Genomic DNA, 24,311 nt, shown 5'->3' with positions numbered 1-24,311 from the left:
CATCTTAACATTGCACCAAAGAGCAATGTCAACAAAAAAACAAGTTACCTCACAAAAATCAGTAAAGTAACTTGTTTGCTATTCACAATCTGGATTTTGCTCAAAAAAGATCATTAGCTGTTCTTTCATTTTTTTAGTTTCTGTTGGATTTTTTCCATAAGTAGACAGCGCGATCAAATACTCATCCTGTTCAATCGTACTCATATTAAAAAAATCACTATTTTCTTTCTGACTACAATCATTGACCCATTGGTAATCCGCAGCATCGTCAACGATTTTTTGATTGACGATTTTGGAATCAGTACACGCAAAAATGAGGTGGGCTTCTTGAATATATTCCGCTTTGTATTTTGCTGTAATACATTTTACACCATCTAATTCTTCAAATTCCTGCAAAAAATTCGGTGCAACGACGGTTACTTGCCCTTTAGCCTTTAAAATCCCGACGGTTTTTCGTAATGCAATTTTCCCGCCACCGATAATCACGATATTTTTCCCAGTCAGTTCAAGCATTATTGGATACATGTGACGGCCTCATTGACAATTTGTTCTAAGTCATTTAGGATGCGTGGATCAAATTCTAATGTTGGCATCATAATAAAATCAGTTGTTGAAAATGTTTCTTTTAGTTTACTTTTCATGATCGTAATCAAATGACCATCAAATAAAAAGAAAGGTACGATTACAGGTCGCTGATGATTTGATACTTGTTTTTTGATTTCTTCTAGATAGTTTTCTTTCCCTTTTAAACTGACAGCAGCAATCGAAAAGCCCACTTGTCTCTGGATTTCTTCTGCTATTTCTACTAAAACTTCTTGCGGCTGCTCTGTTTGCTTTGTTCCATGAGCAACTAAAATCCCGACTAACTCATCATCTGGATAAGTCACTGCCGCTTCTTGAAATCGCTCCAACAAAACTTGGCGGCTTCCGTTTTTACTCCCAAATGTCTCAGTTTGAACAAATTGAACAGCTGGATGGCGCTCTTTTACTACGTCAAGTTCAGCGGGGATATCCACTAGCGCATGTTTTGCTGCAAATAATAAAACAGGAACAACGATTATTTTCGTGACACCGTTTTTGATCATTTTTTCCGCCACACTTGGAATCGTATCTGAATGGTTTTCTAAAAAGGCCGTTGCCTGATAAAAAGTTGGATCCATTCTTGCTTCTAGCTGTTGAATAAAATCCATAGCCGCTTGATTTTTTTCGTTTTTTTGACTACCATGAAAGACATAAAGAATTCCGATCATTTTTCTCACCTCATAAGTCGATTAATTGATGTTTCATACTATATTGCAACAATTCACTAAACGTTTCAAACTCTAACTTTTTCATCACATGAGATTTATGCACCTCTACTGTTTTGACGGAGATAAATAAACGTTCAGCGATTTCTTTATTACTATACCCTAAAGCAACTAAAGGTAAAATTTCCCGTTCTCGTTTTGATAGGCGTTCGTATTTTTCATCTTTTTCTGCTGGGTCAGCTTTTTTTAGCCAACGTTTTTTATCATACGAACCAAATAATGGATCGATCGCAATTTTACCAGCCATCACTTGCTTAATCGCTTCAAGTAATACCGTATCTTGAGAACTTTTAAGGATGTATCCTTTTGCGCCATATTCTAAGGCGGTTCGAACATACTCTTCTTCGTCATGCATACTTAAAATAATCGTCTTCACGTCAGGAAAATGCTCTTTGATGCGCCGAGTTGTTTGTAAACCATTTTCTCCTGGAGGCATCCGCATATCCATCAACACCACGTCTACGGGATACTTTTCAAGTAATAAAAAAGCTTCCGTGCCATCTGCCGCATCTCCTACCACTGAGATTCCCTTTTGCCCTTCAAGTAATAAACGTAAGCCACTTCTGACCACTGCATGATCGTCTGCTATGATGATATTCACCTTGTCACCTCCTGTTGAATCGGTAAATGTAATGTCACCGTTGTTCCTTCTAATTCTTCAGATTGAATGAGTAAATGTCCTCCGATGGATTCAGCTCTCTCTTGCATATGTAACAACCCCAAACCACGGCTGTACTTATTCACCTGTTGAAGATCAAAACCTTTGCCATGATCACGAACGTTGAGTATTAACTGTTCGTCTTGTTCACTTAATGTGACCCACAATTCATCAACATCTGCGTGTTTCACACTATTCATCACACTTTCTTGCAAAACCCGATACGTGATTGTTTCCACACTTTCAGGAAAACGTTTCGTTGTGATCATTGGAATAAAATGCAGCGCAACACCTGTTGTTTCTGTTAAACGATGCAATAAAGCTTCAATAGCTGGAACTAACCCTAAATCATCCAAAGCGGCTGGACGTAAATCAACCGCAAGTTGTTTTACTTCGCCAAGTAATGCGACAAAATCTTCGTCGATTTTTTGTAATTTTGTTGTCAGGTCTTCGGTTTGTTCAGTCCATTTTAATTGGCGTGTCTCCAGCATCAAACTATAAATACTTTGTGCAAGGCCATCATGAAGCTCTTGTGATAACGCTTTACGTTCATTTTCATGAGCTTGATTGACATATTCAATCAAACGTTTATTTTGGATCACCTGTTGTAGACGATCTTGAATAGCCATATGACGAATGCTCAATACGCTTTTTTGCTGATCTAACACAGTGTAACTTCCACTAAATTGTTCTTGAGCTCCCTGTGCATCTTCTAAAACCAACGGAAAGGCCGCCTGATCCCAGTCTGCTTTAACTTCGCAATCTAAGCATTTTTCCATTGTTGAATGCAGCATGCACCCTTCTCCTCTAGCTATTTCCAATACTTTTGCTAACGAGAATGGATAGATTTTTACTAACTCAGCCGCCGCTTTATTTTGTTTGATACAGTTGTTTTCTTCAATCAAAAACAAAGCATCTCTTGCTTCTTCAAATATTTTTTCTGCAATGTTCATATCCATTTTTCTCACCTATAAATAAACCATCAGTTCATTCGCTTTGCCTTGTGCAATAGTTAAAAAATCTTCGGTAATAGTGATTTTCTCTCGATAACCAACTAATAGAACGCCTTTTACTTCTCCCACTTTTAAAACAGGAAATGCTGCGATCGTTTCTAATTTTTCCGTTCGGGTAATTGGCAGTTCAACTAATTTTTCTGGTTGCTTTTGCAGATCCGTTGCTTGATATGCCCTGCCTGTTCGCCAAACGATGCCGCCAATTCCTTTGCCAACTTGCAGCCGAATGCGTTTATAATTTTGATTGGTATTGCCAGCCACATAACTCCAACGGATCACCCGTACTTTGGTCACTGCATTAACTGAGGATAATGCTAAAGCAACAAAATCAACTTGAAGTTCCTCTTTGATTTGAGCGATTTTTTGTTGAACTTGGTCCGTCATTTGACTACTCCTATTCCCTAATTTTTAATAAAAAGCTTGTTTTCTAGTCATTCTTCTCTTATTCTTAAGCCAACATCAATTTAATTTTAGAAGGATTTTTTTATGAAAACTACTACTACTTTTAGTCCTAAACGTTTGGTCATGATTATTACCATGACTGTTTTTTCTTTTTCTAGTATGACAACCGCTTTTTTCCTAATGGGACTTAAAGCTTTTCCCTATTTTATCGGCGCTGCTCTGTTTTATTTTATTCCTTACGCTATTATTATAGCAGAATTTACTGGCGTGTATAAAAACCATATTGGCGGTTTGTATCAGTGGCTCGCTGGGCATCTCTCTGAAAAGGTGGCTTTCACTGCTGCTTTTTTATGGTACTGCAGTTATTTTATTTGGATGATCAGCTTATTTATGAAGCTTTGGATTCCTTCCTCTATTTTACTTTTTGGTGAAGATTTAACTAAAAAAACCAGTTCGATTCCTTTTTTTTCTACATCTATTTTAATTGGTCTGTTATCGATTGGAGCGGTTTTAGTAACGTTATTTTTTGTTAGTAAAGGATTTAAGAGGATTGCTTCTTCACTGTATTTAAGCGGCATCATGATGACGCTTTTGATTTTCTTTTGTCTGGGTGGAAATCTGGTGCTTTGGCTCTCTAATCAGTCTAGTATTGTGCCAAATCTTTCCAACAGTTTCAATAGTGTTCAAGCAGGATCTTCATCTGGACAACCGCTGATTGAACAACTCTCTTTTTTGATTTTTGCCATTACAGCCTTCGGTGGTTTAGATACGATCGCAAGCTTAGTTGATAAAACAGGGAAACAAAAAAAACAATTTCCTAAGCTATTGATTTTCAGCAGTATTTTAGTCGTTCTGTGTTATTTTTTAGGCATCCTTTTATGGAGCGGAGGAACGAATTTAGCTCACTTAAAAACAAATAGTACGATTCACTTAGGAAATTTAATGTATGAATTAATGGAAAATTTAGGCTATGCTGTTGGTCAGGCTCTTTCATTAACAGCCATTCAAACTCAGTTTCTAGCTCAATTTCTTACTCGTTTTACTGCCTTAACGCTTTTGCTTTCTTACATTAGTTTATTATCTACTATTTTTTATCTGCCGATCCGCACATTGGTTGAAGGAACACCTAAACATTACTGGCACCCTCGCTTGAAACAAAAAAACAAAAAGGATATGCCGATTTATGCATTGCAGATTCAAGGTATCCTGATCAGTTTGTTTATTTTAGGGATCAGCTTAGGCAGTCAGTATGTTGTCTTTTTATATAATCAACTGACTTTGATGACCAATATCTCAAGAGCGATTCCTTATTTATTAGTGGCACTCGCCTATCCAGCATTTAAGAAAAAACAGCTGGCGGATAATCCAACCTCTGTTTTAGTTCGATCAAAAATCAGCGCAACGCTCATTAGCAATAGTGTCATTTTGAGTATTGCTTTGGCTATCTTATTTCAACTTTATCAGCCACTTTCAAAGGGGGACTATTTACATAGCCTGACCTTATTGTTGGGACCACTATTATTTACGTTTTTGGCCCATCTACTTTATAAACAGTTTCATAAAAAAAACGAAATCACTCAAAACAGTTGGGAAAGTTAACTGTTCCAACTGTTTTCTTTGTACGAATAAAATTATAGTAATAACAAGCGAAATAACAACGTTTCCTGTACAATAGAACTTGAACGCTTTTTTGTTTCTTATTTATAAAATAAAGGAGCCGCAATCTTTTGTGCAGGAGGAATCTTTTTGTTTGATTTAGAAAAAGTCCAATCGTTAAATGAATTGGAAATGCTCGTTTATCAATATATTTTAGAACATATGGACAGTGTGCCAAAGTTAACGATTCGTCAACTTTCCACCAATTGCCATGTATCCACGTCCACGATCTTACGCTTTTGTTCAAAAATGGGCTTTGATGGATTTTCAGAATTGAAATATGCGTTAAAAAAAGAAGAAGAGCAACAGCAACAGTCCTTTGATCAATATTACGCTGCTACGATGCACGTTGATTCTTTTTTAAAACGGCTGAATCAGCAAACCTATTACGAGACATTGAAACCTGCTATCAAGATGATTGTGTCTGCTCGTCATATCGTTTTTTCAGGTATTGGTACAAGCGGTATTTTAGGAGCATACGGCAGTCGCTATTTTGCAAATATGGGTCTTAATGCCTACAGCATCCGTGATCCCTTCACCCCCATTCCTCAAAGAGGTTTTGAAAATACCTTAGCGATTGTTCTGTCCGTTTCAGGAGAAACTACCGAAGTAATCAAACAGGTAACTGATTTTAAGCGGTCAGGTGCTCAAATTCTCAGTATTACCAATGATGAGCATTCAACGATAGCCCGTTTAGCTGATTACAATATTTCTTATTATATGCCCGATGAACGATCTATTTACACCGATCCTTATATCAATATCACGACACAAATCCCCGTTATTGCCTTGATTGAACTACTTGCTCATCAAGCAAGCAAGGAATTTGCTGAAAAAACAGATCGACTAGAAAACCGACCAGACTAAATTTTTTAAACCTATTCCTAATACCGAAATTTTGACAAAACCCTCAAGAGTTGCTATGGTTTTTGAGATGATGTACTCAGTGTTAGGAACGCAACATCATTCGGCCACTTAAATACATCTGATCTATTATAAAAGAGGAGCGTGACGATTCATGTCTTTTAACATCGAACATTTAGGCAACGAAGTAATCACTGGAAAACAATACAAATTTGCTATTCCTAAGACACCCGAAGATTTTGCTGAAGTGAATAACCAAAAACTAGAGATTTTGCCTACCGATAAGAAAATCGTGCAGGCTATCATCATCAATGATCCCGATGCAAGTAACGGTACTTATAAATATTTTATTGAAGATAGTGAAGGAAATCGAACCTTTACAAGGTCAGCTGGCGATTATGCTGTTTTCACAGGTACATGGGAAACATTAGCGGATATCGACCAATTTATCGGTGCAAGCTATGGTGAGCTTTACCAATCGAGTGAGTATGGCATTGGCGGAACCAATAATATTCAGCTACTCGACTTTGAACATCAAAAAATTACATTAAAACTGCCCGCAGTTCGTAAATAAAAATAAGGTCTAAAAATAAATTGCGTTTTGATTTATTTTTAGACCTTATTTTTGATTACTTTGTTTTTTTTAGCGGTACATGTTCCTCAACGTGCTCACCCTATTTTAAAACAACAAAATTTCTTTTATAGTAAACATGTAAACGTATTCAGTAGATTTAAATTAGAGCGGCGCTCTATTGAAATACTACTACACGCACTTATTTTCCGTTACTTTAGTTAACCAAAGGAGAGGTTTAGAATGAATGAATGGATCAATGAAAAAGTTCTACCACCCGTTTTAAAATTCGTCAATACTAAAGCGATTACAGCGTTAAGAAATGGGATGTTATATACCATGCCATTTACGATTGTGGGTTCGATTTTTCTATTATTAGCGAATTTACCAATTGAATCCGTGGCAAAATGGATCACCGACAGTGGTTTGGTCGTATACTTCAATCAGGCTTATGGGGCATCTTTTGCCATCATGTCAGTCTTTGCGGTAATTGGGATTGCTTATTCTTATGTGAAAACAGAAGGTTTTGAAGGCCTACCTGCCGGTATGATTTCCCTTGTTGTCTTTATCTTATTTATGGCTCCAGATGTAACTGATTTAGACAGTGGAGTAACGATCGGCAATGTCATCAATAAAGACTGGACTGCTGGTAAAGGAATGATCACAGCCATCATCGTTGGTCTTATCGTTGGTTGGGTTTACAGTTGGTTCTTACGTCACGATATTCGGATCAAATTACCTGAAGCTGTTCCTGAAAACGTAGCAAACTCATTTACTGCCTTGATTCCTGCTGCGGCTTTAATTACTGGTGCGATGTTTGTCTATATTTTCTTTGATAAATTCTTTAAAACAACGTTCTTTGATTTCATTTATGATGTCTTACAATCTCCACTTCAAGGTGTGACTGATTCCTTGGGCGGTGCGTTAGTACTTGGTTTCTTAGTCCCTTTATTCTGGTTCTTCGGTGTCCACGGTTCAACGATCGTCGGCGGAATCATGGGTCCGATTTTACAAGCGAACTCTTTAGAAAATACAGATATTTTAAAAGCTGGTAAAGAATTAACTGTTGCAAACGGCGGTCATATCGTAACGCAACAATTCTTAGATCAATTTTTAACAGTAACGGGTGCTGGTATGACACTTGGTTTAGTGGTATACATGGTGTTCTTTGCAAAATCTGCACAGTTCAAACAATTAGGTCGTTTGTCAATTGGACCTGCCGTGTTCAACATTAATGAACCCATCACGTTTGCGACACCGATCGTAATGAACCCGATCATGGCGATTCCATTTATTTTAACGCCTGTCGTATCATCTGTTATTACTTACTTTGCTTTGTACACTGGTTTAGTCCCATTATTCACAGCGGTTCAAGTGCCTTGGACAACACCGCCAATCATTTCAGGATTATTAGTTGGCGGTTGGCAAGCAGCTTTACTACAAGCATTTGTTTTAACGTTAGGATTCTTTATTTACCTACCATTTGCTAGAAAAATGGATGCTATCAACTATGCACAAGAAACAAATCAACCGATTACAGAAGAAGTGTTAGAAGAAATTGAAGCTGAAGCTTAAACACCCGTTCTAAACTAACTTAAACATCACTGCACAGCTGATCCGTTCAATTAATTCCTCCCAGCTGTGTAGTGATTTTAATGTTCAATATGAATTAAAAATAGAAATGAATAAATTTACAAGTTAAAGGAGTAGATCATATGTCAATTTTAAGAGAAAATTTTCTTTGGGGCGGCGCTGTTGCCGCTCATCAATTAGAAGGTGGATGGGATCAAGGTGGTAAAGGGGTTAGCGTTGCCGATGTAATGACCGTCGGTGCTCATGGTGTACCTAGACGAATCACAGATGGTGTGCTGCAAGGTGAAAACTACCCGAACCATGAAGCAATTGATTTTTACCATCATTATAAAGAAGATGTAAAATTGTTTGCTGATCTTGGCTTGAACTGTTTCCGAACATCGATTGCCTGGACACGAATTTTCCCCAATGGTGATGAAGCAGAACCAAATGAGGAAGGCTTGCAGTTCTATGATGACTTGTTCGACGAATGTTTAAAATATGGAATCGAACCTGTGATCACCCTCTCACATTTTGAAATGCCGTATCATTTAGTCACTGAATATGGTGGCTGGCGTAATCGTAAAATGATTGATTTCTTTGCGAAGTTTGCTCGTGTTTGTTTTGAACGTTACAAAGATAAAGTAACTTATTGGATGACTTTCAATGAAATTAACAATCAAGCAAATTATGCGGAAGACTTTGCGCCGTTTACCAACTCTGGGATCAAATACCAAGAAGGCGAAGATCGTGAAAAGATCATGTATCAAGCGGCTCATTATGAGTTAGTAGCTAGCGCACAAGCTGTTAAAATCGGTCATGAGATCAATCCTGATTTTCAAATTGGTTGTATGATCGCGATGTGCCCCATTTATCCGTATTCTTGTAATCCAAAAGATATGATGATGTCGGTCAGTGCCATGCAAAAACGTTACTGGTTTACGGATGTTCATGTTCGTGGTCATTATCCTAGTTTTATGGAAAACTATTTGGCACGTAAAGGGTTTGATTTAGATATTACGGAACAGGATTTGACTGATTTAACCCATGGTTGTGTGGATTATATCGGCTTTAGTTACTATATGTCATTTGCTATTAAAGATCATGATAAAGGCCCTGCTTTTGATTACGATGAATCGAAAGATTTAGTCAAGAATCCTTATGTAGAAGCTTCTGATTGGGGTTGGCAAATCGATCCACTTGGCTTGCGTTATGCGATGAACTGGTTTAATGAGCGCTATGAATTGCCTTTGTTTATTGTGGAAAATGGCTTTGGTGCGATCGATGAAATTGAACCAGATGGCACGATCAATGACCAATATCGCATCGATTATTTGAAAGCCCATATTGAAATGATGAAAGAAGCCGTTGAATTTGATGGCATTCCCTTGATTGGCTATACGCCTTGGGGCTTTATTGATTTGGTTTCTGCGGGAACTGGTGAGATGAAGAAACGGTATGGTTTTATCTATGTGGATAAGGATAATGAGGGACAAGGAACGTTGGCGCGTTCTAAGAAGAAGTCATTTGATTGGTATCAGCAAGTGATTAAGAGTAATGGTGAAGAGTTGTAAGAGGTTTTGATATAAAAAAAGCATGAGAGGATAAAACAAACGAGAAATTGTTTGTTTTGTCCTCTCATGCTTTTTCTCTGTCTCTTTTATTCTTCTATTGTATCTATAGCTTTTTTGAATTTGGAATAAATAAGGATACCAGCGATGCCAATTGCAATACAACAAAATCCAGAAAAGTATTTAGCCTTGATAAAGGCCCAAATGGAAAATACTAGTATAAAGCAAGAAATCCATAATATTACTAGAATTCTTTTTTTCATTTTTTTCTTAAATGTCATGTTAAAACTTCTTTCTTTAAGCTAAAGTATACCCATCATATCTGCGATCTGCTTTGTCTAGCCCACATGCAATAAAGTAACCCACACTAAAGTTTCCAACAACGCTACCTACAGCATCTATTGCACTAGAAATAAGCCCGCCAATACCAATACCTATTCTTGCAGCAATTTGTTTTTCTACAACACATGTAATGTTACGTCTATTCGCTCTAAGAATTTTCATCGTGGCTTGTGCACTCTTCGCTGCAGTACCAATTCCTATTACAACCAGTGCAGCATCAATAATTCCACCAATTTCTTCCAAAACATCGAGCTTGCATCATAGGATTAAACCCTTCCATCGCTAAGTAATTATCAACTGCTTGATTAATATTGGCTTCATCCTCAGGTGTTAGTGTATAAACATCAGCATCTTCTTCAGAGGTATTTAAAGAACTGCTTGCTTCAAGACCCATTTCTTCCTTTTCTGTTGTCTCTACCGCATCTACTTCACTTGCATAAACAGCGTAAGGTGCTGTCGCTGAACAAAATACTATTCCTGCAAAAACTGTTACTGCCAATTTAAACAACTTTTTTTTCATACATTATATCAACTTTCACTTTTTAGTTCTCATCGCGACAGAGTTAATAATATATTACTTTATGTATTTTTTCATCGTCAAGGTTTTTCTGAAAATTATTTTTCCATTTTAGTTTTATGACTAAATATTATCCATACTATTGGGAGAATCGAGCAATTTTCTCCCTTGTTCGTATTGACCATTCATGTCAAGTTCTTTATACTTATTGGTATAGGATAGAAACGAAAAAAGCTTTAAGAACTCGGAAACGTTCATAAAGCTTCATCACATATAAATAATCATTGGCACCTCAAGCATCCGGCGGGAACCAGATACTTAGAGGCCTTGTAAAGTCAGCAAGCACTGCCCAAACAAGTCGCCAATAGTCGCTAGCATTACCACTAGCTTCTTTCATTGTACAAAATTCAAGTGTCTTTGACTGCTTCTTTTTTGTATCGTTTTATTTGATGAGAAGTGAAAAAGTAAGGGTAGTTCATACTATTGATGAACAGGTATTGGGAAATTTTCCCGATATCTGTTTTTGTTTCTATCCTATTTTGTAACAACGACCTGATAGAAAATAAAAAACGGCACCTCACAATTTTGGCGGGAACCAAAATCATGAGACCCTGTAAAGTCAGCAAGCACTGCCAATACAAGTTGCCGATAGCCGATACCGAAGTACCAGCTTGTTTTATTGTACCCAATTTTAGTGTGAATTTCTACCTTATGTGAGAAATTCTTCTAAATTGCGTAGGCAAGTGTTCTGTGGTTGTGTCTATTGAAAACGATGAGGCGCGGGTCTGATCGTTTTTTGTTTGCCTATCTAGTTGGGCTTTCAATCAAATTTAGACTAGGAGAATGTGGATATGGGAAAATCACAGGAATCAAAAACAATCGGTTATCAGAATATTTTGGATGTAAAAACTTATTTGTATGAATTGAAAGAGTGGCATGAAGCATTGCATTTTATGCGTCATTTTCTTGATGGGAAGAAAATAAGAACTTCTGGCGAAATGCAAGCTTGTGCTGAAATGTTTGAAGTGGTTTATCAGAATTTTGGAGAATTGTTAGTCGATACTGAGGTTTGTTTAAGCAAGCTAGTGAAATCAAACGAATAGAATAGTTTCTACAAATAAAAAAAACAACTTGTGGAGTGCAACAAGTTGTTTTTTATTATGAGCCATGCCTATTTCTAGTTGATTAGAAAAACTGTTGGACAACTTTTCTTAGTCTATCCAATGTCATTTCATTTATTTTTGATACAGCAGACTGGTTAATTCTACATTCAGGATCAATACTCCTCAAATGCTGCAATAAAATCGTTCCATTTATTTTTTCACCTTCTGGTAAATCAATAAACAGTGGCGAGTCTCTGTACTTAGGATTTTCTTGATACTTTGCAGAACTACTGATAGGGGCTACGATGATTGTATTAAGAAAATTGTTGTATTGATTATTACTAACCACTACACAGGGTCTTATCTTGCTTGTTTCCACACCTTTTGTTGGGTTGAGATCAACAAAGACAATCTCTCCTTGCTGGAATTTTTTCATTCTGAAATAACCTCTTCACCAACATCTTCGCCCCAGTCGAATTCCGTTTCTTCATCTTTACCGTATTGCTGTTGCTGTTGGGCAACGACTTGCCAGATATCTTCTTTATCTTCATTTTTTTTCACAAGGATATCCCCATTTTCTTGGATCTCGAAAGCTAGTTCATCATGGGAATGAATGTCTAGGCGCTGACGAATTGGTTTTGGAATCGTTACTTGGTTTTTGGTTGTGATTTTTGCAACGATTGCTGTATGCTTTTTCGTTTTCATCAGATATCCTCCTCTTCGTAATTAATCTAACTTATTATAACACAAAAAGTAAGGAAAGGTAAGGAAATGCTATCACCCATCATTTTTGCATAAAGAAAGTTGAAGAGATACTTTTCCCCTCAACTTTCCGTTCTAAATCCTTTAAATAAATTGCCCCGTAATCGAGGGACTATGTTTTATGTCTCCTGGTTTCCCTTCAAACACAATTTCTCCACCTTGGTTCCCGCCATCTGGTCCAATATCTACGATCCAATCTCCTTGCTTGATCAAATCAACATGGTGCTCGATCACCACCACTGTATTTCCTTGATCTACTAAATGATTCATGATTTGAAGTAAATGCTCAATATCGGATAAATGTAACCCAGTAGACGGCTCATCCAAGACATAAATACTGCCTTTTTTGTAAAACTCACTGGCTAATTTCATGCGCTGACATTCACCGCCTGATAAGGTGTTCATCGGCTGTCCCAACGTTAAATAACTCAATCCGACTTGATCCATAGCCTTGATTTTTTTTAAAATTGCTGGCTCTTTAAAAAATTCCAGCGCATCTTCCACTGTCAGTGCTAATACTTCCGTGATATTTTTTCCTTGAAACTGATACGCTAATACTTCTTGTTTATAGCGCTTGCCGTCACATACCTCACATTCACTTTTGATCGTATCCATAAAAGCTAAGTTCGTTTCGATGTAACCTTGTCCTTTACAGTTTTCACAACCACCTTTGGAATTGTAACTAAATAAAGATGGTGAAACATCGTTTGCTTTGCCGAATAGTTTTCTAATATTATCCATGATGCCAATATAGGTTGCTGGATTGGAACGTGAATTTGTTTGTGCGGCAGCTTGATCGATCACGATTGCTTCGGGATACTCCGCTAAAAAGGAATCTTTGACTAAGGTACTTTTCCCTGAACCTGCTACACCTGTGATCATCGTCAATGTTTTTTTAGGAATCCGCAGTGCACTATCTTTTAAATTATGCATGTTTGAAGAACGTCCTTGATAAAACTCTTTCGCAGGTCGAACTTCGCTTTTTAATACGGTTTGATTGTTCAAAAAGTTTCCAGTTAGCGTATTTGATGAAAGTAATTCTTGATAGGTTCCTTCAAACATGATATTTCCGCCATGTTTTCCAGCTTGCGGCCCAACCTCGATTACATGATCGGCAATTTTGATCACATCTGGATCATGTTCGATCACGATCACAGTATTGCCTTTATCTCTCAGCTTAAACAACAATTCATTTAAACGATGGACATCTCTAGGATGCAGTCCAATACTAGGTTCATCAAAAATGTAAATCAAATCCACCAAACTATTGTTTAAATGCTTGACCATCTTCACACGCTGCGATTCACCGCCAGATAAGGTGGTCGTTTCTCGTTCTAAACTTAAATAGCCTAAGCCGATTTCAACTAAATGACTGATTTTTTCTTTCAAATTTTTAATGATCGGTTGTGCATTGGGAACTTCTAGTGTTTCTAGCACTTTCAGCAGTTTCCCAACTTCCATTGAGGTAAAATCAGCAATCGAATAGGCACCGACTTTCACAGCTAAAGAGGCTTTAGATAAACGTTTTCCATCACAAGTTGGACAGCACGCTTCCAAGGTATACTCATTGATCAACTTTTGTGTTCTTGGAGAAATTTCGCCTTCTTTTTGTAGATATAGACGATTAAATTTAGTGAATAACCCTTCGTAGGTTAAATTGACACCATCGATTTTGACTTTGAAATCTTTTCCATAAAGCAATGTTTCTAATTCTTGTTCTGTGTAGTCTTCAATTTTTTTATCATTATCAAAAAGACCTGAATCTAAATAACCTTTCATATACCATTCCGTGTTTTTGAATGCTGAAAACTGAATAGCTCCACTATTTAGAGACTGCGAGCGATCTAAGAATTTATCTTCATCGATGCGCACAGTTTTGCCGATACCTTGACATTCAGGACACATGCCTGCCTGATCGTTAAACGAAAAATAATTAGCTGTGCCAATACTTGGTTTGCCAAATCTTGAAAACAGAACTCGAAGTAAAGGATTGATATCTGTGATTGTTCCTAAGGTTGAACGAGAATTTCCGCCGAGACGTTTTTGATTGATGACAACGGAAGTCGATAAATTTTCAATACTATCCACGTCTGGTTGTTGATATTTAGGCAGAAAATTTTGGATAAAGGCGCTAAAAGTTTCGTTCAACTGTCGTTGAGATTCATTGGCTATTGTTTCAAAAACAATCGAAGATTTTCCTGAACCTGACACTCCTGTAAAAACAGTGATTTTTCGTTTCGGTATTTTTACAGAAACATTTTTCAAATTATTCTCTCTCGCCCCATTGATCGTTACATATTCTGTCATAAAAATCCTCCTTAAAATGAAAATGATCAACACTTTCTGCGAAAGTCTTGTACTGTTCAACATCAGTTCACTCTATTCACTGTGTTTCACAGCAAAAGCGGAACAAATCGGTTAATCCTGTAAAAAATTAGGAAATTGGCATTGAAATGTTTTTCATTTCACTGACAATTTATCTATTTTCCTAAGGATTGATTTGTGTAGCTGGATATCACCAGACTAACCCTATCGTAGCACATTCATGCAAGTTCTAAGGTTTCCGATTGTAATCTTTGTTAAATCAATTATAATAAGAGAAAACATTGTCATCCGGAGGAATAGTTTATAATGATTCGACCGATTGAAATTGCGAGAGAATTAACTATCAGCACAAGCTTATTACGCCATTATGAAAAAAAACAACTCCTTCCCTTGCCTGAGCGAAGCAACAGCGGTTATCGTCTTTATACAGAGGAAAGTCTGCACTATTTCCGAGCGATCAGAACGACAACGATTACTTATGGTTATCATGCGACTCAAAAAATCATGGCAGCGATCCAAGGTCATGATTTTACAACCGCATTCTGGTTATTGAATGAAGAGCAGGTAAAATTAAACCAACGAAAAAAGATATCTGATCAAACCTTAGCACTTCTTCATGAAGAAGAATGGCAAGAAATCACCCAAATGCCAACAAGGGGCTGGCTAACGATTGGAGAAACAGCTGAACGTTTAGCTATTACAGAAACAGCCATTCGCCACTGGACCAAAGAGCGGTTACTTGAAGTACCTCGAGATCCAGAGAGTAATTATCGAATGTTTGATGAACATGCGATTCAGCAATTATTATTTATCCGTATGATTCGAGCTTCAACTTGGTCACTGGATGAGGTTCGGAAAATCCTTGCTCAGTTTCAGGCTGATTCTCCTAAGCGGATGATCGAACTTGCAGAGCAATCCTTACGAGCTTTGAATGAGTTATTGAAGCGTCAAATGATTTCTACTAAATATATTTATGCATTGATTCAGTTTTTGGAACCAGAGTTTTTTGAAGATTTTCCTAGTACTGATTTTTATTAGATTACAACAAAGAGCTAGAGTTAAACTAAATCAATTTACTTATTCGCTCCTGCGATTGCTCGTCGCATAAAAAGAAATCATTTCTATAAGTTGAATAGCATCTTCTATATTTTTTCAAGGATATGTAGGATTCTAAGTAAAAAAATGATTGGGACATAACTCTACGAGTCATATCCCAATCAAGCGGAATCTGGATAAACGTTAGGAGCAGAAGCAACTCCTTCTGAATGAATGCTCCTGTCCCATCCTCTCGAAAAAAAGTTGAGGAAGAAAATGTAGTATTCTTTTTCAAATTGGCTGCTTATCTATTTTCATGTTTCCACTGTTCATAGAAAGTAGCTAACCGCTTGATATGAAGAGGAATACGTTCGGGTGAAGCTTCTAAAAAAGTCAATGCATTATTTTCTGCTGCAATCATTCGTTGGTCAACAGAAGTCATGATTTTTTCCATTTCTTGTTCTAGTGTGTGAAGATTATCTGCAAAATCTAAATGTTCTGCAACAGCTTCTGGATTATTAGGAAACTGTCCTTCTAGCTCTTTTTTTAATGCTTCACGAACATAAGGATAGTATTGTGAGGGATCCATTTCTACATTTATTTTGGGACGTTTTTCAGTCATGAGGTCCCTCCTTTGGTATTTCTGACGAGAGTGGTGGTACTAGGTGAAGGTCAGGTTTCTTTGCTAGTTGTTCAAGCCCCGACCACTTCTCCACCAATTTCTGTGTATCTTGAATCGTTTCAAGCATCCGGGCCATTATCTCACTAGTATTTTTTTCAACAGTCGCATGCATTTGTTGCTGCTTCGCTACAGTTTCCTCGCCTATTTTCCGGACAAGTTCTTTTTGCCGTTCCTTTTCACGTTCAAGTTCTTTTTCATCCATAAAAACACCTCTTTTTTATTTAATTGCTTAGTCAACATCATAAAGGATTATACCCTATTTCAACAGCTCCCGACGCGTTCATCAGTCGAAAAAAATCATTTGATCTATCTCTACATTAAAATAGAAGCCTTGTACCTTTCAAAGAACTGGAAAATCCATTTCGTCTATATTGATTGAATTTTCGAGGTCTGTTGTTTTATTGCCGCTTTTACTTTTTTTCCTGCTTGCCCTTTTAGAGAATTGCCTATATTACTCGATAAACTCTCTAAAGAACTTTTTAATTCATTTATGTACGTGTCCGTAATTGATTTTATTTCTTGTTCTCTTGATGCGTGCTCCATAAGTGCGGCAGTCCCTACGAAAGAACGAATATTATTTTTTTGTCGTGCTTTTCTAAGCTCCTTTAATCCTGCTTCATCGAGGATTTCATCTGTGAATATCTCTACCATACCTTTTAAAATGCTCCTTTTAATTTTCTAAATTACGTAGTTCTTTTCTGTAGTTCTGTTCTAACTCGTCCATCTCGTGTATTATTTTTTTTCTTTCTTGATTAAATTGATCCTCTAATTCCAACGATTCATTTTGGAAGTGATGATACGCTTCAGATATGGCTTCACGACCAAAAGGAAGTTTTCCTGCCCAATACTCTGTTTCTTTGATATAGTCATCTATTTCTTGAAATACTTTTGTTTTATTCCAAGCTAACTGATCTTCTTTTTCCTCACATATGCGTAACTCTTTTAGATACTCTAGCTTTAGTTCTTCTTCTTTATCCATTCTTAACGCATTCCTTTACAGTTATTCTGGTTGAAATTGTTTCGCTAATTGTTGATCAACAGATAATAGTGTTTCAATACTTCCATGAATTTCTGTTTTCAGCGTATCACAACTGCTTGCGATCTCTTTGTATTCAGCAATTTTCGATTCATTTCTCTCTTTAGGCCGATCAGAAACAATTGATTTACTGACACCTATAGATTCAAGTGCGTCTAGTACTTCTGGTTCGCTTAAATCAGGACCTAATGTTTTTCCTGCTTCTAAGGATTTTCGCCAAGAACGTTCTGCTTTTTCTGTTTGCCGACGAAGGAAACTTTCTGCTTCCAAAAACGTTGCATTGACTGTACTCATTTGTGCATTTAACACAAGAAGTGCTTCAACACTGTCTAAGAAGATAGCTTCATTGGCTGATAAACCGCCGCCACTTTTCTTTAACTTATTTCGCAAGAACTTCATCCATGCTTGTGTGCTGTTAAGAACACCTAGTAAGCGCTGTTTATCATTCTCAGCTCTTTTTTTGATCGCTTTTTCATTGAATGCATTGTCAGGAATTAACAAACGACCCGTCTTTTTATCAAATTCCCACATAGCCAGACTATGGTAAGCACCACCAATTCGATCAGCCATCTTTCCATCTTTTTCCATATCAATAATAATCGCAAACTCTCGACCCGTTACTCGAAGACCTCCGACAGCATCATTTCTATTGCGATAATTATAAAACATACCTGGGTTGTCTTTTGCCCATTTTTTTCCATCTTTTGACATCATACTTCCAGCATATGGACCATTGAATCCCACGTTAAGCCATTTGTTTTCTGCGGCAATGTAAAAAGCTAAACTTTCTCCTAAAGAATGACCTGTCGTTGTGATCGTCGCAAAAGGATATTTATTTCTAATAGACTCTGCGAATTGTCGGGCTGTGAGAGATTGAGGAACTACAGATTTTGGTGCTCCAAACCAATCAAATGATTTCAGTTTATCACTTCCTGCACCTACTGTTTGTATATCTGTCGCTATATCTAAACTATCTGATTGATTCGTTCCTGCATAGGCAATCACTACTTGTGTGGTGTCTGCTTTTCCGTTAACTACTGGGGCAACGGCCATTGCTTGCATTCCATTTTTGGGTTCATGTTTCACATCAAGAATTTCATATTTTTTTCCATCAATAGGAATAATCGCGCCTTTGTCCAATTTAGAGTTATATTTTTTATGCTTAGGATCTAAAAAATAAACAGTTTCACTCAATTGATTATATATTTTTTCAGATATCATATATTTACCTCAGTTCCATCAGTAAAAACCACTTTTATTTTATTTCTTGTGATTCCTTCTAGTTGAATTTCTGCATTTTCTATAACATAAGTTGCCATCTCCTCCCTTTCTTTCCAATAACTGAATCTAAATTGTAAGGATTCATCATTGAGATTAGTAAGAATAATATCCATAACATAAGATCCAGTCTGAGAATCTGGTCCATAGCTATCTATGAACTTCACAGATTTGATATTGGCAAATGTCTTTTTTAAAACAATTGCAGATTCTCGCTCTGTTTCCATTAAATTTCGTTGTTCTCCTCTAGCTTTTTCTCCTGATTTTTTATCCATATAAATTTTTCCTCCTATTCCAATAAACACTATAGTAATAACTACTGCTATTATAACAATCCGTTTATTCATTATTTCCTCCTGAAGATAGATGGTAAATTAATTACAATATAATCCAAATAATTTTATTATAAATTTCCTGAATAGCGTTATTTAATTTTAAACTTATCGTTACCTACATTAACGTGAGTTTAGTCGCTTAACTGTTTGTGTATCTGTCGCTATATCTAAACTATCTGATTGATTCGTTCCTGCATAGGCAATCACTACTTGTGTGGTGTCTGCTTTTCCGTTAACTACTGGGGCAACGGCCATTGCTTGCATTCCGTTTTTGGGTTCATGTTTCACATCAAGAATTTCATGTTTCACATCAAGAATTTCATATTTTACACTATTAAATTCTATAGTAGCTCCTTCTTTTAAATTAGGATTATACTTAGGGTGCTTAGGGTCTGTCCTATACACTCTATCACTGATTTCTTTGTATTCTTTTTCTGAAATCATTTATATTCCCCCCTTTTCTCCGCTTGTATAAATTACATCTACTTTACTCGTCGTGACTCCATTTTTTTGAATTGCTTCATCTATCACATCTATACTTCCAATATCATGTGCTTCTTTCCAATAACTAAAATTGACAGTAACAGATTGGCTATCTTCCGAAGTAATTGTCACTCTCATATCATAGGATCCTGTTATTTGGTCTGGTCCATAACTATCTAAAAAAACTATTTTTTTAAGACTTTGGTATTTATTTTTTAAAACAATTGCAGATTCTCGCTCTGTTTTTAATAAACTCTGTTGTTCTTCTTTAGCTTTATCTTCTGCTTTTTTATCCATATACAATTTCCCTCCAAATCCTATTCCTAATACAATTAAAATGACAAAAATAAATACTACTACTTTGTTTTTTTTAATCATCTCTTTTTCTCCAATCTACAGTAGTACCCATATCTGATACAAGCCACCTCATCTATCTAAATTTCTTACAGTCCGTGACCAATCACAGAAGAACTATTTTGATCTGTTCTTTCCACATTGTTTGCAACTTCGTTCAATTATTTGTTGACCTGTTCTAATAGTTCAGTAAACTCGCTTACTTTTGCATTTAAAGTAGTAAATTGATGGTTAACGTTGGCAAAACAACTACTTTCAAGGAACCTTATATCGTATTTTTTTCAGATTGTATTTCCTGTACAATATATACAACTTATAGTAAATCATATTTAATTTTACCACACTAATCTGTTGATTTTTTTCAAAATATTAAAAAAAGACCTATATTTCTGATAGAAAACAAGTCTTTTGACGGGGTCATTTATCATTCATAGCCAGACTAATGGTAAGCGTTGCCCCATCGATCAGCCATCCTTTTGTCTTTTCCATATCAATAATAATGGCAAACTCTCGACCGGTCACTCGAAGTCCTCCGATAGCATCATTTCCATTGCGATAATTATAAAACATGTCTGGGTTGTCTTTTGCCCATTTTTTCACATCATACTTCCATCAATAGGAATAATCGCATCTTTATCCTATTTTAGCGTTGTATTTCTAAGGAGTTATCATCCCTCTCGATTCAACACTTCATCTTGAATCATCCCACTAGCTTTCATAAACATATAGGTCACAACTGGGCCAACAAAAGTAAAGCCATGCTTTTTCATATCTTTCGCCACATTTTTAGATAGCGGCGTAACATTTGGCACTTCATACGCTTCTTCGTATACATTTAAATGAGGAACTCCGCCAACAAAATCCCACATATACTCAGCAAAACTGCCATATTCTTTTTGCACACCCAAAATCGCTTGTGCATTTTGAATCGTGGCATTGATCTTTCTCGGATTGCGAATCATTTTTGGATCGTTTAAGATTCTTTCTACATCATCAGGCATCATAGCCGCAACTTTTTGAATGTCCATATTATGGAAGTTTCTTAAAAAAGCATCTAGTTTACCAGCGGCCGCCTTCCAACTTAATCCAGCTTGAAAGGTTCCCACCGTTAACAGAATAAAAAGCAATCGATCATCATGCGTCGGTTTGCCCCACTGATTATGGTACCAGTCAAATTTTGATGGTTGTTTTTTTTTCATCTTTTTCTCCTATAAATAATTATTTCTTTTATAATAGCACAGTGAGGAAAGTTCGCCCTATCTTAATGAAAAAAAGAGCTTGGAATACATCCAAACTCTAAAACGACTCAACTACTGCAACAAATCACACATAGCCTTAGAAATATTATCTGCTTTCAAACCATAAACTTCTTTCAAATACTCTAACCTACCCACTTGACCGAATTGTTCTTTGACACCGATTCGCTTCATTTTCACCGGCTGATTTTCAGCAACGATCTCCGCTACAGCACTGCCCAATCCACCGATAACATTATGATTCTCTGCCGTTACGATTGGTCCTAAACTAGCCGCTTCAATTACGATTTCTTCATTCATCGGTTTGATTCTAAACAAGTCGATCACTTGAACTGAAATCCCTTGTTCCTCTAAATCATGGGCCGCTTGAAGTGCTTCTGCTACCATGATTCCACTAGCAAAAATCGTCCCATCCATCCCAGCTTTTAACTTACAGTATCCTTTGGAAAAGTCTTCATCACCTGTATATAAGGGATTCGCTTGTTTACGAATCGTCCGAATATAGAACAATCCTTGTGCGGTATGCGCATATTCTAAAATCGCTTTAAACTGATAAGGATCTGAAACTTCATATATATGATTTCTTGGAATCACCCGCATCAAGGCAAGATCTTCAAACGGCATATGAGTTCCGCCATTCATTTCAGCTGTAACACCTGGGTCGGTCCCCACGATCACCGCATGATTCTGAGCATATCCTAGAGAAAGAAAGACTTGATCAAAGGAACGTCTTGTCGCAAAAGGGGCAAATGTGTGAATAAATGGAATAAATCCTGTAACAGCCAAACCTGCGGCTGCCCCCATTTCTTCGGCTTCCATGATGCCCACATTAATGTAGCGCCTGCCAAGTTGTTCCTTTAACTTACTCGTCCCCATTGAGCTAGCTAAATCTGCTTCTAATGCTACAACTTTGGGGTCTTTTTCAGCTAACGCTAAAATCGTTTTTGTATAGACTTGCCGCATTTCTAAGTCTTTCATTATTGATTCACCTCGATCTTTTCAGCCAACGTTGCAATGGCTTCTTTAATTGCTGCTTTTCCTACCTCATCAGGTCGAATATGATGATTGTCCACTAATTCTTCAAAGTAAGGAACTCCTTGTCCTTTAACTGTATCTAAAACAATCGCCGTTGGTTTATCGATCATTTGTTTCGCTTGATTCAACGCAACTTCGATTGCATCAACATCGCCGCCATCCACACGCCAACTATTGAAACCAAAAGCCTGCATTTTTTCAACAAAATCAAACGGATCACAAATATCTGTTGTATAACCATCTAACTGTTTTTTATTATCATCGATCAACACAATTAAATGATCTAACTTCTGATGTGCCGCAAACTGAAACGCTTCCCAGCATTGCCCTTCATTTAATTCCCCATCGCCAACGATTGCAAAGGTATAATTTTCTTTCCCTAACAGCTGATTGCCTTTTGCAATCCCAGTTGCCGCTGAAATCCCTTGACCAAGTGAACCTGTCGTCATATCTACTCCAGGCGTTTTGATTCGATCTGGATGCGAAGGAAGATTCGTTCCATTTTGATTTAAACTGAAAAGAAACGCTTCATCAAAATAGTCCTTTAAAAACAACGTAGCATAAAGCGCAGGTCCTGCATGCCCTTTCGATAAAACAACATAATCACGGTCTGGATCGTCTTTTCTTTCTGGTGAAACATTCAAAACTTTTTCATACAAAACTGCTAACACTTCAACAATCGATAAACTACCGCCAAAATGCCCAAAACCTAAATTATCTAACTCTCTCATCGTATAATAACGAATCTGATCTGCAAATTTCTGCGTGTCCATTATGCAGCCTCCTTCGTTTCATTCACCTTTTTCTTGCCGAAAACCGTTAATCCAATCAATAATGCTAACACGGCTAAAACGCCAGCAACAACAGCGATTTGACCACCCATATCAGCTAATTTACCTAGGAAAATCCCCGTCACACCATAATCCGTATCAGAGAATGTCGAACCTTGGAAACCTAAATCTCCCATAACAGGCATCAATAAAATCGGCATAAAACTAATGATCACGCCATGAATAAATGAACCCACCACAGCACCACGGACACCGCCGGTAGCATTACCGAAAACACCTGCCGTCGCCCCACAGAAGAAATGCGGCACTACACCTGGAATAATCACAGTTGTTCCTGTAGCGATCATAATAAACAAACTAACGATTCCACCAACAAAACTAGTTAAAAAACCAATCAACACAGCGTTTGGCGCATAAGGAAAAACGATTGGACAATCTAATGCTGGAATTGAATTCGGTACTAATTTTTCAGAAATCCCTTTAAATGCTGGCACAATTTCAGCCAAGATCAAACGAACTCCAGCTAAAATCACAAAGACACCTGCCGCAAACATCCCTGCTTGTTGTAACGCATAAATAATATAATTAGTCCCATTGCTAAGGTTTTTAGAAATAAAGTCATTCCCTGCAAATAATGCCACGATTGTATACACGATTCCCATCGTCAATGTAATACTCACTGTTGAATCTCGTAAAAAGGACAAGCCTTTTGGAAAATTAATATCCTCTGTTGACTTCTCTTTATCTCCTACATATTTTCCGATAAAACCACTAAGCGCATAACCAAAGTTTCCAGTATGCCCCAATGCCACTGAATCATTTTTCGTGATTTGTTTGGTAAATGGCTGAGCGATTGCTGGGAAAATCGTATTCGCTAACCCTAACGCCAAACCACCGACTAACACTAACGGCACTGCACTCATTTTGGTAACACTCATAATCACCGCAATCATACAGGCCATATAAAGTGTCGCGTGACCTGTTAAATAGATATATTTAAACTTCGTAATCCGCGCGATCAATATATTAAACGCCATTCCCGCTAACATAATAAGTGCTGTATACGTTCCATATTTCGTTAAAGCTAAAGCAACGATTGCTTCATTATTCGGCACCACACCTTGCATATTAAACGCATGCTGGAACATTTCTCCAAACGGCGCCAGCGATCCCTCAATCACGCCAGCCCCAGCGGTTACGACTAAAAAACCAACAAACGTTTTGATTCCGCCACGGACAACATCTGAAATCGGCTTTTTCTGTAACCCTAATCCGAGAACCGCGATCAAGGCAACCAAAATTGCTGGCGTACTTGCGATATCGATCAATATATTTAAAATACTATTCATATTTTTCTCCCACC

General features: G+C 37.1%; 29 protein-coding genes. 7 read left to right on the top strand and 22 right to left on the bottom strand.

The window, feature by feature from the left end; translation table 11 throughout:
- Positions 1–78: 78 nt before the first annotated feature.
- Genes AC4BB7_RS03425 through AC4BB7_RS03405 form a run of 5 tightly spaced genes read right to left on the bottom strand, consistent with a single transcriptional unit; the run spans position 79 to position 3,362 of the window.
- A complete protein-coding gene (locus AC4BB7_RS03425) occupies positions 79–525 on the bottom strand; it encodes a precorrin-2 dehydrogenase/sirohydrochlorin ferrochelatase family protein (RefSeq protein WP_086315560.1) in 447 nt (148 codons plus the stop codon).
- Entirely contained in the window at positions 513–1,250 is a 738-nt protein-coding gene (locus AC4BB7_RS03420) for a sirohydrochlorin chelatase (RefSeq protein WP_490484438.1), read from the bottom strand. Before AC4BB7_RS03420 ends, AC4BB7_RS03425 begins: the two co-directional genes overlap by 13 nt.
- A 10-nt stretch (positions 1,251–1,260) precedes the next feature.
- Positions 1,261–1,908: a response regulator transcription factor gene (locus AC4BB7_RS03415; RefSeq protein ID WP_010770821.1), complete on the bottom strand. Its 648-nt coding sequence runs from the start codon at positions 1,906–1,908 to the stop codon at positions 1,261–1,263.
- Complete coding sequence (locus tag AC4BB7_RS03410) at positions 1,905–2,924, bottom strand: sensor histidine kinase (protein ID WP_490484437.1); 1,020 nt, start codon at positions 2,922–2,924, stop codon at positions 1,905–1,907. The genes AC4BB7_RS03415 and AC4BB7_RS03410 overlap by 4 nt, the downstream gene beginning before the upstream one ends.
- Before the next feature lie 9 nt (positions 2,925–2,933).
- Complete coding sequence (locus tag AC4BB7_RS03405) at positions 2,934–3,362, bottom strand: GAF domain-containing protein (protein ID WP_490484436.1); 429 nt, start codon at positions 3,360–3,362, stop codon at positions 2,934–2,936.
- A gap of 102 nt (positions 3,363–3,464) precedes the next feature.
- On the opposite strand from AC4BB7_RS03405, the gene AC4BB7_RS03400 reads away from it, so the two are divergent.
- The 5 genes from AC4BB7_RS03400 (at position 3,465) to AC4BB7_RS03380 (ending at position 9,617) form a co-directional block, all read left to right on the top strand.
- Complete coding sequence (locus AC4BB7_RS03400; RefSeq protein WP_490484435.1) at positions 3,465–4,979, top strand: amino acid permease; 1,515 nt, start codon at positions 3,465–3,467, stop codon at positions 4,977–4,979.
- Positions 4,980–5,126: 147 nt separating this feature from the next.
- Entirely contained in the window at positions 5,127–5,903 is a 777-nt protein-coding gene (locus AC4BB7_RS03395) for a MurR/RpiR family transcriptional regulator (RefSeq protein WP_086315555.1), read from the top strand.
- 151 nt (positions 5,904–6,054) lie between these two features.
- On the top strand, positions 6,055–6,474 hold the full coding sequence (locus AC4BB7_RS03390) for a hypothetical protein (RefSeq protein WP_490484434.1): 420 nt from the start codon (positions 6,055–6,057) through the stop codon (positions 6,472–6,474).
- A gap of 240 nt (positions 6,475–6,714) precedes the next feature.
- The gene (locus AC4BB7_RS03385; protein ID WP_490484433.1) at positions 6,715–8,046 is read left to right on the top strand and encodes a PTS sugar transporter subunit IIC; all 1,332 of its coding nucleotides are present in this window, start codon (positions 6,715–6,717) and stop codon (positions 8,044–8,046) included.
- A gap of 140 nt (positions 8,047–8,186) precedes the next feature.
- A complete protein-coding gene (locus AC4BB7_RS03380) occupies positions 8,187–9,617 on the top strand; it encodes a 6-phospho-beta-glucosidase (RefSeq protein ID WP_490484432.1) in 1,431 nt (476 codons plus the stop codon).
- Positions 9,618–9,911: 294 nt separating this feature from the next.
- Here the strand turns inward: AC4BB7_RS03380 and AC4BB7_RS03375 are convergent, their stop codons facing one another.
- Positions 9,912–10,199 carry a hypothetical protein gene (locus AC4BB7_RS03375; protein WP_490484431.1) on the bottom strand — a complete coding sequence of 96 codons (288 nt, stop codon included), beginning with the start codon at positions 10,197–10,199 and terminating at the stop codon, positions 9,912–9,914.
- Positions 10,174–10,476 carry a hypothetical protein gene (locus AC4BB7_RS03370; RefSeq protein WP_490484430.1) on the bottom strand — a complete coding sequence of 101 codons (303 nt, stop codon included), beginning with the start codon at positions 10,474–10,476 and terminating at the stop codon, positions 10,174–10,176. Before AC4BB7_RS03370 ends, AC4BB7_RS03375 begins: the two co-directional genes overlap by 26 nt.
- 848 nt (positions 10,477–11,324) lie before the next feature.
- On the opposite strand from AC4BB7_RS03370, the gene AC4BB7_RS03365 reads away from it, so the two are divergent.
- A complete protein-coding gene (locus AC4BB7_RS03365; protein WP_490484429.1) occupies positions 11,325–11,576 on the top strand; it encodes a hypothetical protein in 252 nt (83 codons plus the stop codon).
- An 82-nt stretch (positions 11,577–11,658) separates the two neighbouring features.
- On the opposite strand, the gene AC4BB7_RS03360 is transcribed toward AC4BB7_RS03365, so the two are convergent.
- The 3 genes from AC4BB7_RS03360 to AC4BB7_RS03350 form a co-directional block, all read right to left on the bottom strand.
- Positions 11,659–12,012 (bottom strand): type II toxin-antitoxin system PemK/MazF family toxin, encoded by a 354-nt coding sequence (locus tag AC4BB7_RS03360; RefSeq protein ID WP_490484428.1) that lies wholly within the window; start codon positions 12,010–12,012, stop codon positions 11,659–11,661.
- Positions 12,009–12,281 carry an AbrB/MazE/SpoVT family DNA-binding domain-containing protein gene (locus AC4BB7_RS03355; RefSeq protein ID WP_490484427.1) on the bottom strand — a complete coding sequence of 91 codons (273 nt, stop codon included), beginning with the start codon at positions 12,279–12,281 and terminating at the stop codon, positions 12,009–12,011. The genes AC4BB7_RS03360 and AC4BB7_RS03355 overlap by 4 nt, the downstream gene beginning before the upstream one ends.
- 141 nt (positions 12,282–12,422) lie before the next feature.
- Positions 12,423–14,645: an ATP-binding cassette domain-containing protein gene (locus AC4BB7_RS03350; RefSeq protein ID WP_490484426.1), complete on the bottom strand. Its 2,223-nt coding sequence runs from the start codon at positions 14,643–14,645 to the stop codon at positions 12,423–12,425.
- 324 nt (positions 14,646–14,969) lie between these two features.
- Here AC4BB7_RS03350 and AC4BB7_RS03345 point away from each other — a divergent pair, with 324 nt between their 5' ends.
- Positions 14,970–15,701 (top strand): MerR family transcriptional regulator, encoded by a 732-nt coding sequence (locus AC4BB7_RS03345; protein ID WP_490484425.1) that lies wholly within the window; start codon positions 14,970–14,972, stop codon positions 15,699–15,701.
- A gap of 301 nt (positions 15,702–16,002) precedes the next feature.
- Here the strand turns inward: AC4BB7_RS03345 and AC4BB7_RS03340 are convergent, their stop codons facing one another.
- From AC4BB7_RS03340 to ulaA, 12 genes are all read right to left on the bottom strand, one after another.
- Complete coding sequence (locus tag AC4BB7_RS03340) at positions 16,003–16,320, bottom strand: hypothetical protein (RefSeq protein WP_086315538.1); 318 nt, start codon at positions 16,318–16,320, stop codon at positions 16,003–16,005.
- On the bottom strand, positions 16,313–16,582 hold the full coding sequence (locus AC4BB7_RS03335; RefSeq protein WP_490484424.1) for a hypothetical protein: 270 nt from the start codon (positions 16,580–16,582) through the stop codon (positions 16,313–16,315). Before AC4BB7_RS03335 ends, AC4BB7_RS03340 begins: the two co-directional genes overlap by 8 nt.
- Before the next feature lie 164 nt (positions 16,583–16,746).
- Positions 16,747–17,031 (bottom strand): hypothetical protein, encoded by a 285-nt coding sequence (locus tag AC4BB7_RS03330; protein ID WP_490484423.1) that lies wholly within the window; start codon positions 17,029–17,031, stop codon positions 16,747–16,749.
- A 19-nt stretch (positions 17,032–17,050) separates the two neighbouring features.
- Positions 17,051–17,359 carry a hypothetical protein gene (locus AC4BB7_RS03325; protein WP_490484422.1) on the bottom strand — a complete coding sequence of 103 codons (309 nt, stop codon included), beginning with the start codon at positions 17,357–17,359 and terminating at the stop codon, positions 17,051–17,053.
- A 21-nt stretch (positions 17,360–17,380) separates the two neighbouring features.
- Positions 17,381–18,637 (bottom strand): alpha/beta hydrolase family protein, encoded by a 1,257-nt coding sequence (locus tag AC4BB7_RS03320; RefSeq protein WP_490484421.1) that lies wholly within the window; start codon positions 18,635–18,637, stop codon positions 17,381–17,383.
- Positions 18,634–19,041 (bottom strand): hypothetical protein, encoded by a 408-nt coding sequence (locus AC4BB7_RS03315; RefSeq protein WP_490484420.1) that lies wholly within the window; start codon positions 19,039–19,041, stop codon positions 18,634–18,636. The genes AC4BB7_RS03320 and AC4BB7_RS03315 overlap by 4 nt, the downstream gene beginning before the upstream one ends.
- A gap of 108 nt (positions 19,042–19,149) precedes the next feature.
- Positions 19,150–19,473 carry a hypothetical protein gene (locus tag AC4BB7_RS03310; protein ID WP_490484419.1) on the bottom strand — a complete coding sequence of 108 codons (324 nt, stop codon included), beginning with the start codon at positions 19,471–19,473 and terminating at the stop codon, positions 19,150–19,152.
- Positions 19,474–19,890, bottom strand: coding sequence for a hypothetical protein (locus tag AC4BB7_RS03305; RefSeq protein WP_490484418.1), 417 nt, complete (start codon positions 19,888–19,890; stop codon positions 19,474–19,476).
- A gap of 644 nt (positions 19,891–20,534) precedes the next feature.
- On the bottom strand, positions 20,535–21,065 hold the full coding sequence (locus AC4BB7_RS03300) for a DNA-3-methyladenine glycosylase I (RefSeq protein ID WP_490484417.1): 531 nt from the start codon (positions 21,063–21,065) through the stop codon (positions 20,535–20,537).
- 111 nt (positions 21,066–21,176) lie between these two features.
- On the bottom strand, positions 21,177–22,100 hold the full coding sequence (locus tag AC4BB7_RS03295; RefSeq protein WP_490484416.1) for a transketolase family protein: 924 nt from the start codon (positions 22,098–22,100) through the stop codon (positions 21,177–21,179).
- Positions 22,100–22,930 carry a transketolase gene (locus AC4BB7_RS03290; RefSeq protein ID WP_490484415.1) on the bottom strand — a complete coding sequence of 277 codons (831 nt, stop codon included), beginning with the start codon at positions 22,928–22,930 and terminating at the stop codon, positions 22,100–22,102. The genes AC4BB7_RS03295 and AC4BB7_RS03290 overlap by 1 nt, the downstream gene beginning before the upstream one ends.
- Positions 22,930–24,297, bottom strand: coding sequence for a PTS ascorbate transporter subunit IIC (gene ulaA, locus AC4BB7_RS03285; RefSeq protein ID WP_490484414.1), 1,368 nt, complete (start codon positions 24,295–24,297; stop codon positions 22,930–22,932). Before ulaA ends, AC4BB7_RS03290 begins: the two co-directional genes overlap by 1 nt.
- Positions 24,298–24,311: the final 14 nt, after the last annotated feature.

Source organism: Enterococcus sp. AAFC-DPL-5182, from assembly GCF_058216605.1.
The sequence above is the reverse complement of the archived record's forward strand: the minus strand, read 5'-3'. Positions and strand labels throughout refer to the sequence as shown.

What these genes read in the sequence shown, in the direction of transcription:
- AC4BB7_RS03335 (WP_490484424.1), bottom strand. Translation starts at nt 16,582, where the DNA reads ATGGATGAAAAAGAACTTGAACGTGAAAAGGAACGGCAAAAAGAACTT.
- AC4BB7_RS03360 (WP_490484428.1), bottom strand. Translation starts at nt 12,012, where the DNA reads ATGAAAAAATTCCAGCAAGGAGAGATTGTCTTTGTTGATCTCAACCCA.
- AC4BB7_RS03300 (WP_490484417.1), bottom strand. Translation starts at nt 21,065, where the DNA reads ATGAAAAAAAAACAACCATCAAAATTTGACTGGTACCATAATCAGTGG.
- AC4BB7_RS03390 (WP_490484434.1), top strand. Translation starts at nt 6,055, where the DNA reads ATGTCTTTTAACATCGAACATTTAGGCAACGAAGTAATCACTGGAAAA.
- AC4BB7_RS03305 (WP_490484418.1), bottom strand. Translation starts at nt 19,890, where the DNA reads ATGATTAAAAAAAACAAAGTAGTAGTATTTATTTTTGTCATTTTAATT.
- AC4BB7_RS03380 (WP_490484432.1), top strand. Translation starts at nt 8,187, where the DNA reads ATGTCAATTTTAAGAGAAAATTTTCTTTGGGGCGGCGCTGTTGCCGCT.
- AC4BB7_RS03355 (WP_490484427.1), bottom strand. Translation starts at nt 12,281, where the DNA reads ATGAAAACGAAAAAGCATACAGCAATCGTTGCAAAAATCACAACCAAA.
- AC4BB7_RS03405 (WP_490484436.1), bottom strand. Translation starts at nt 3,362, where the DNA reads ATGACGGACCAAGTTCAACAAAAAATCGCTCAAATCAAAGAGGAACTT.
- AC4BB7_RS03365 (WP_490484429.1), top strand. Translation starts at nt 11,325, where the DNA reads ATGGGAAAATCACAGGAATCAAAAACAATCGGTTATCAGAATATTTTG.
- AC4BB7_RS03345 (WP_490484425.1), top strand. Translation starts at nt 14,970, where the DNA reads ATGATTCGACCGATTGAAATTGCGAGAGAATTAACTATCAGCACAAGC.
- AC4BB7_RS03310 (WP_490484419.1), bottom strand. Translation starts at nt 19,473, where the DNA reads ATGATTTCAGAAAAAGAATACAAAGAAATCAGTGATAGAGTGTATAGG.
- AC4BB7_RS03325 (WP_490484422.1), bottom strand. Translation starts at nt 17,359, where the DNA reads ATGGATAAAGAAGAAGAACTAAAGCTAGAGTATCTAAAAGAGTTACGC.
- ulaA (WP_490484414.1), bottom strand. Translation starts at nt 24,297, where the DNA reads ATGAATAGTATTTTAAATATATTGATCGATATCGCAAGTACGCCAGCA.
- AC4BB7_RS03320 (WP_490484421.1), bottom strand. Translation starts at nt 18,637, where the DNA reads ATGATATCTGAAAAAATATATAATCAATTGAGTGAAACTGTTTATTTT.
- AC4BB7_RS03370 (WP_490484430.1), bottom strand. Translation starts at nt 10,476, where the DNA reads ATGAAAAAAAAGTTGTTTAAATTGGCAGTAACAGTTTTTGCAGGAATA.
- AC4BB7_RS03295 (WP_490484416.1), bottom strand. Translation starts at nt 22,100, where the DNA reads ATGAAAGACTTAGAAATGCGGCAAGTCTATACAAAAACGATTTTAGCG.
- AC4BB7_RS03420 (WP_490484438.1), bottom strand. Translation starts at nt 1,250, where the DNA reads ATGATCGGAATTCTTTATGTCTTTCATGGTAGTCAAAAAAACGAAAAA.
- AC4BB7_RS03425 (WP_086315560.1), bottom strand. Translation starts at nt 525, where the DNA reads ATGTATCCAATAATGCTTGAACTGACTGGGAAAAATATCGTGATTATC.
- AC4BB7_RS03410 (WP_490484437.1), bottom strand. Translation starts at nt 2,924, where the DNA reads ATGGATATGAACATTGCAGAAAAAATATTTGAAGAAGCAAGAGATGCT.
- AC4BB7_RS03330 (WP_490484423.1), bottom strand. Translation starts at nt 17,031, where the DNA reads ATGGTAGAGATATTCACAGATGAAATCCTCGATGAAGCAGGATTAAAG.
- AC4BB7_RS03385 (WP_490484433.1), top strand. Translation starts at nt 6,715, where the DNA reads ATGAATGAATGGATCAATGAAAAAGTTCTACCACCCGTTTTAAAATTC.
- AC4BB7_RS03400 (WP_490484435.1), top strand. Translation starts at nt 3,465, where the DNA reads ATGAAAACTACTACTACTTTTAGTCCTAAACGTTTGGTCATGATTATT.
- AC4BB7_RS03290 (WP_490484415.1), bottom strand. Translation starts at nt 22,930, where the DNA reads ATGGACACGCAGAAATTTGCAGATCAGATTCGTTATTATACGATGAGA.
- AC4BB7_RS03315 (WP_490484420.1), bottom strand. Translation starts at nt 19,041, where the DNA reads ATGAATAAACGGATTGTTATAATAGCAGTAGTTATTACTATAGTGTTT.
- AC4BB7_RS03340 (WP_086315538.1), bottom strand. Translation starts at nt 16,320, where the DNA reads ATGACTGAAAAACGTCCCAAAATAAATGTAGAAATGGATCCCTCACAA.
- AC4BB7_RS03350 (WP_490484426.1), bottom strand. Translation starts at nt 14,645, where the DNA reads ATGACAGAATATGTAACGATCAATGGGGCGAGAGAGAATAATTTGAAA.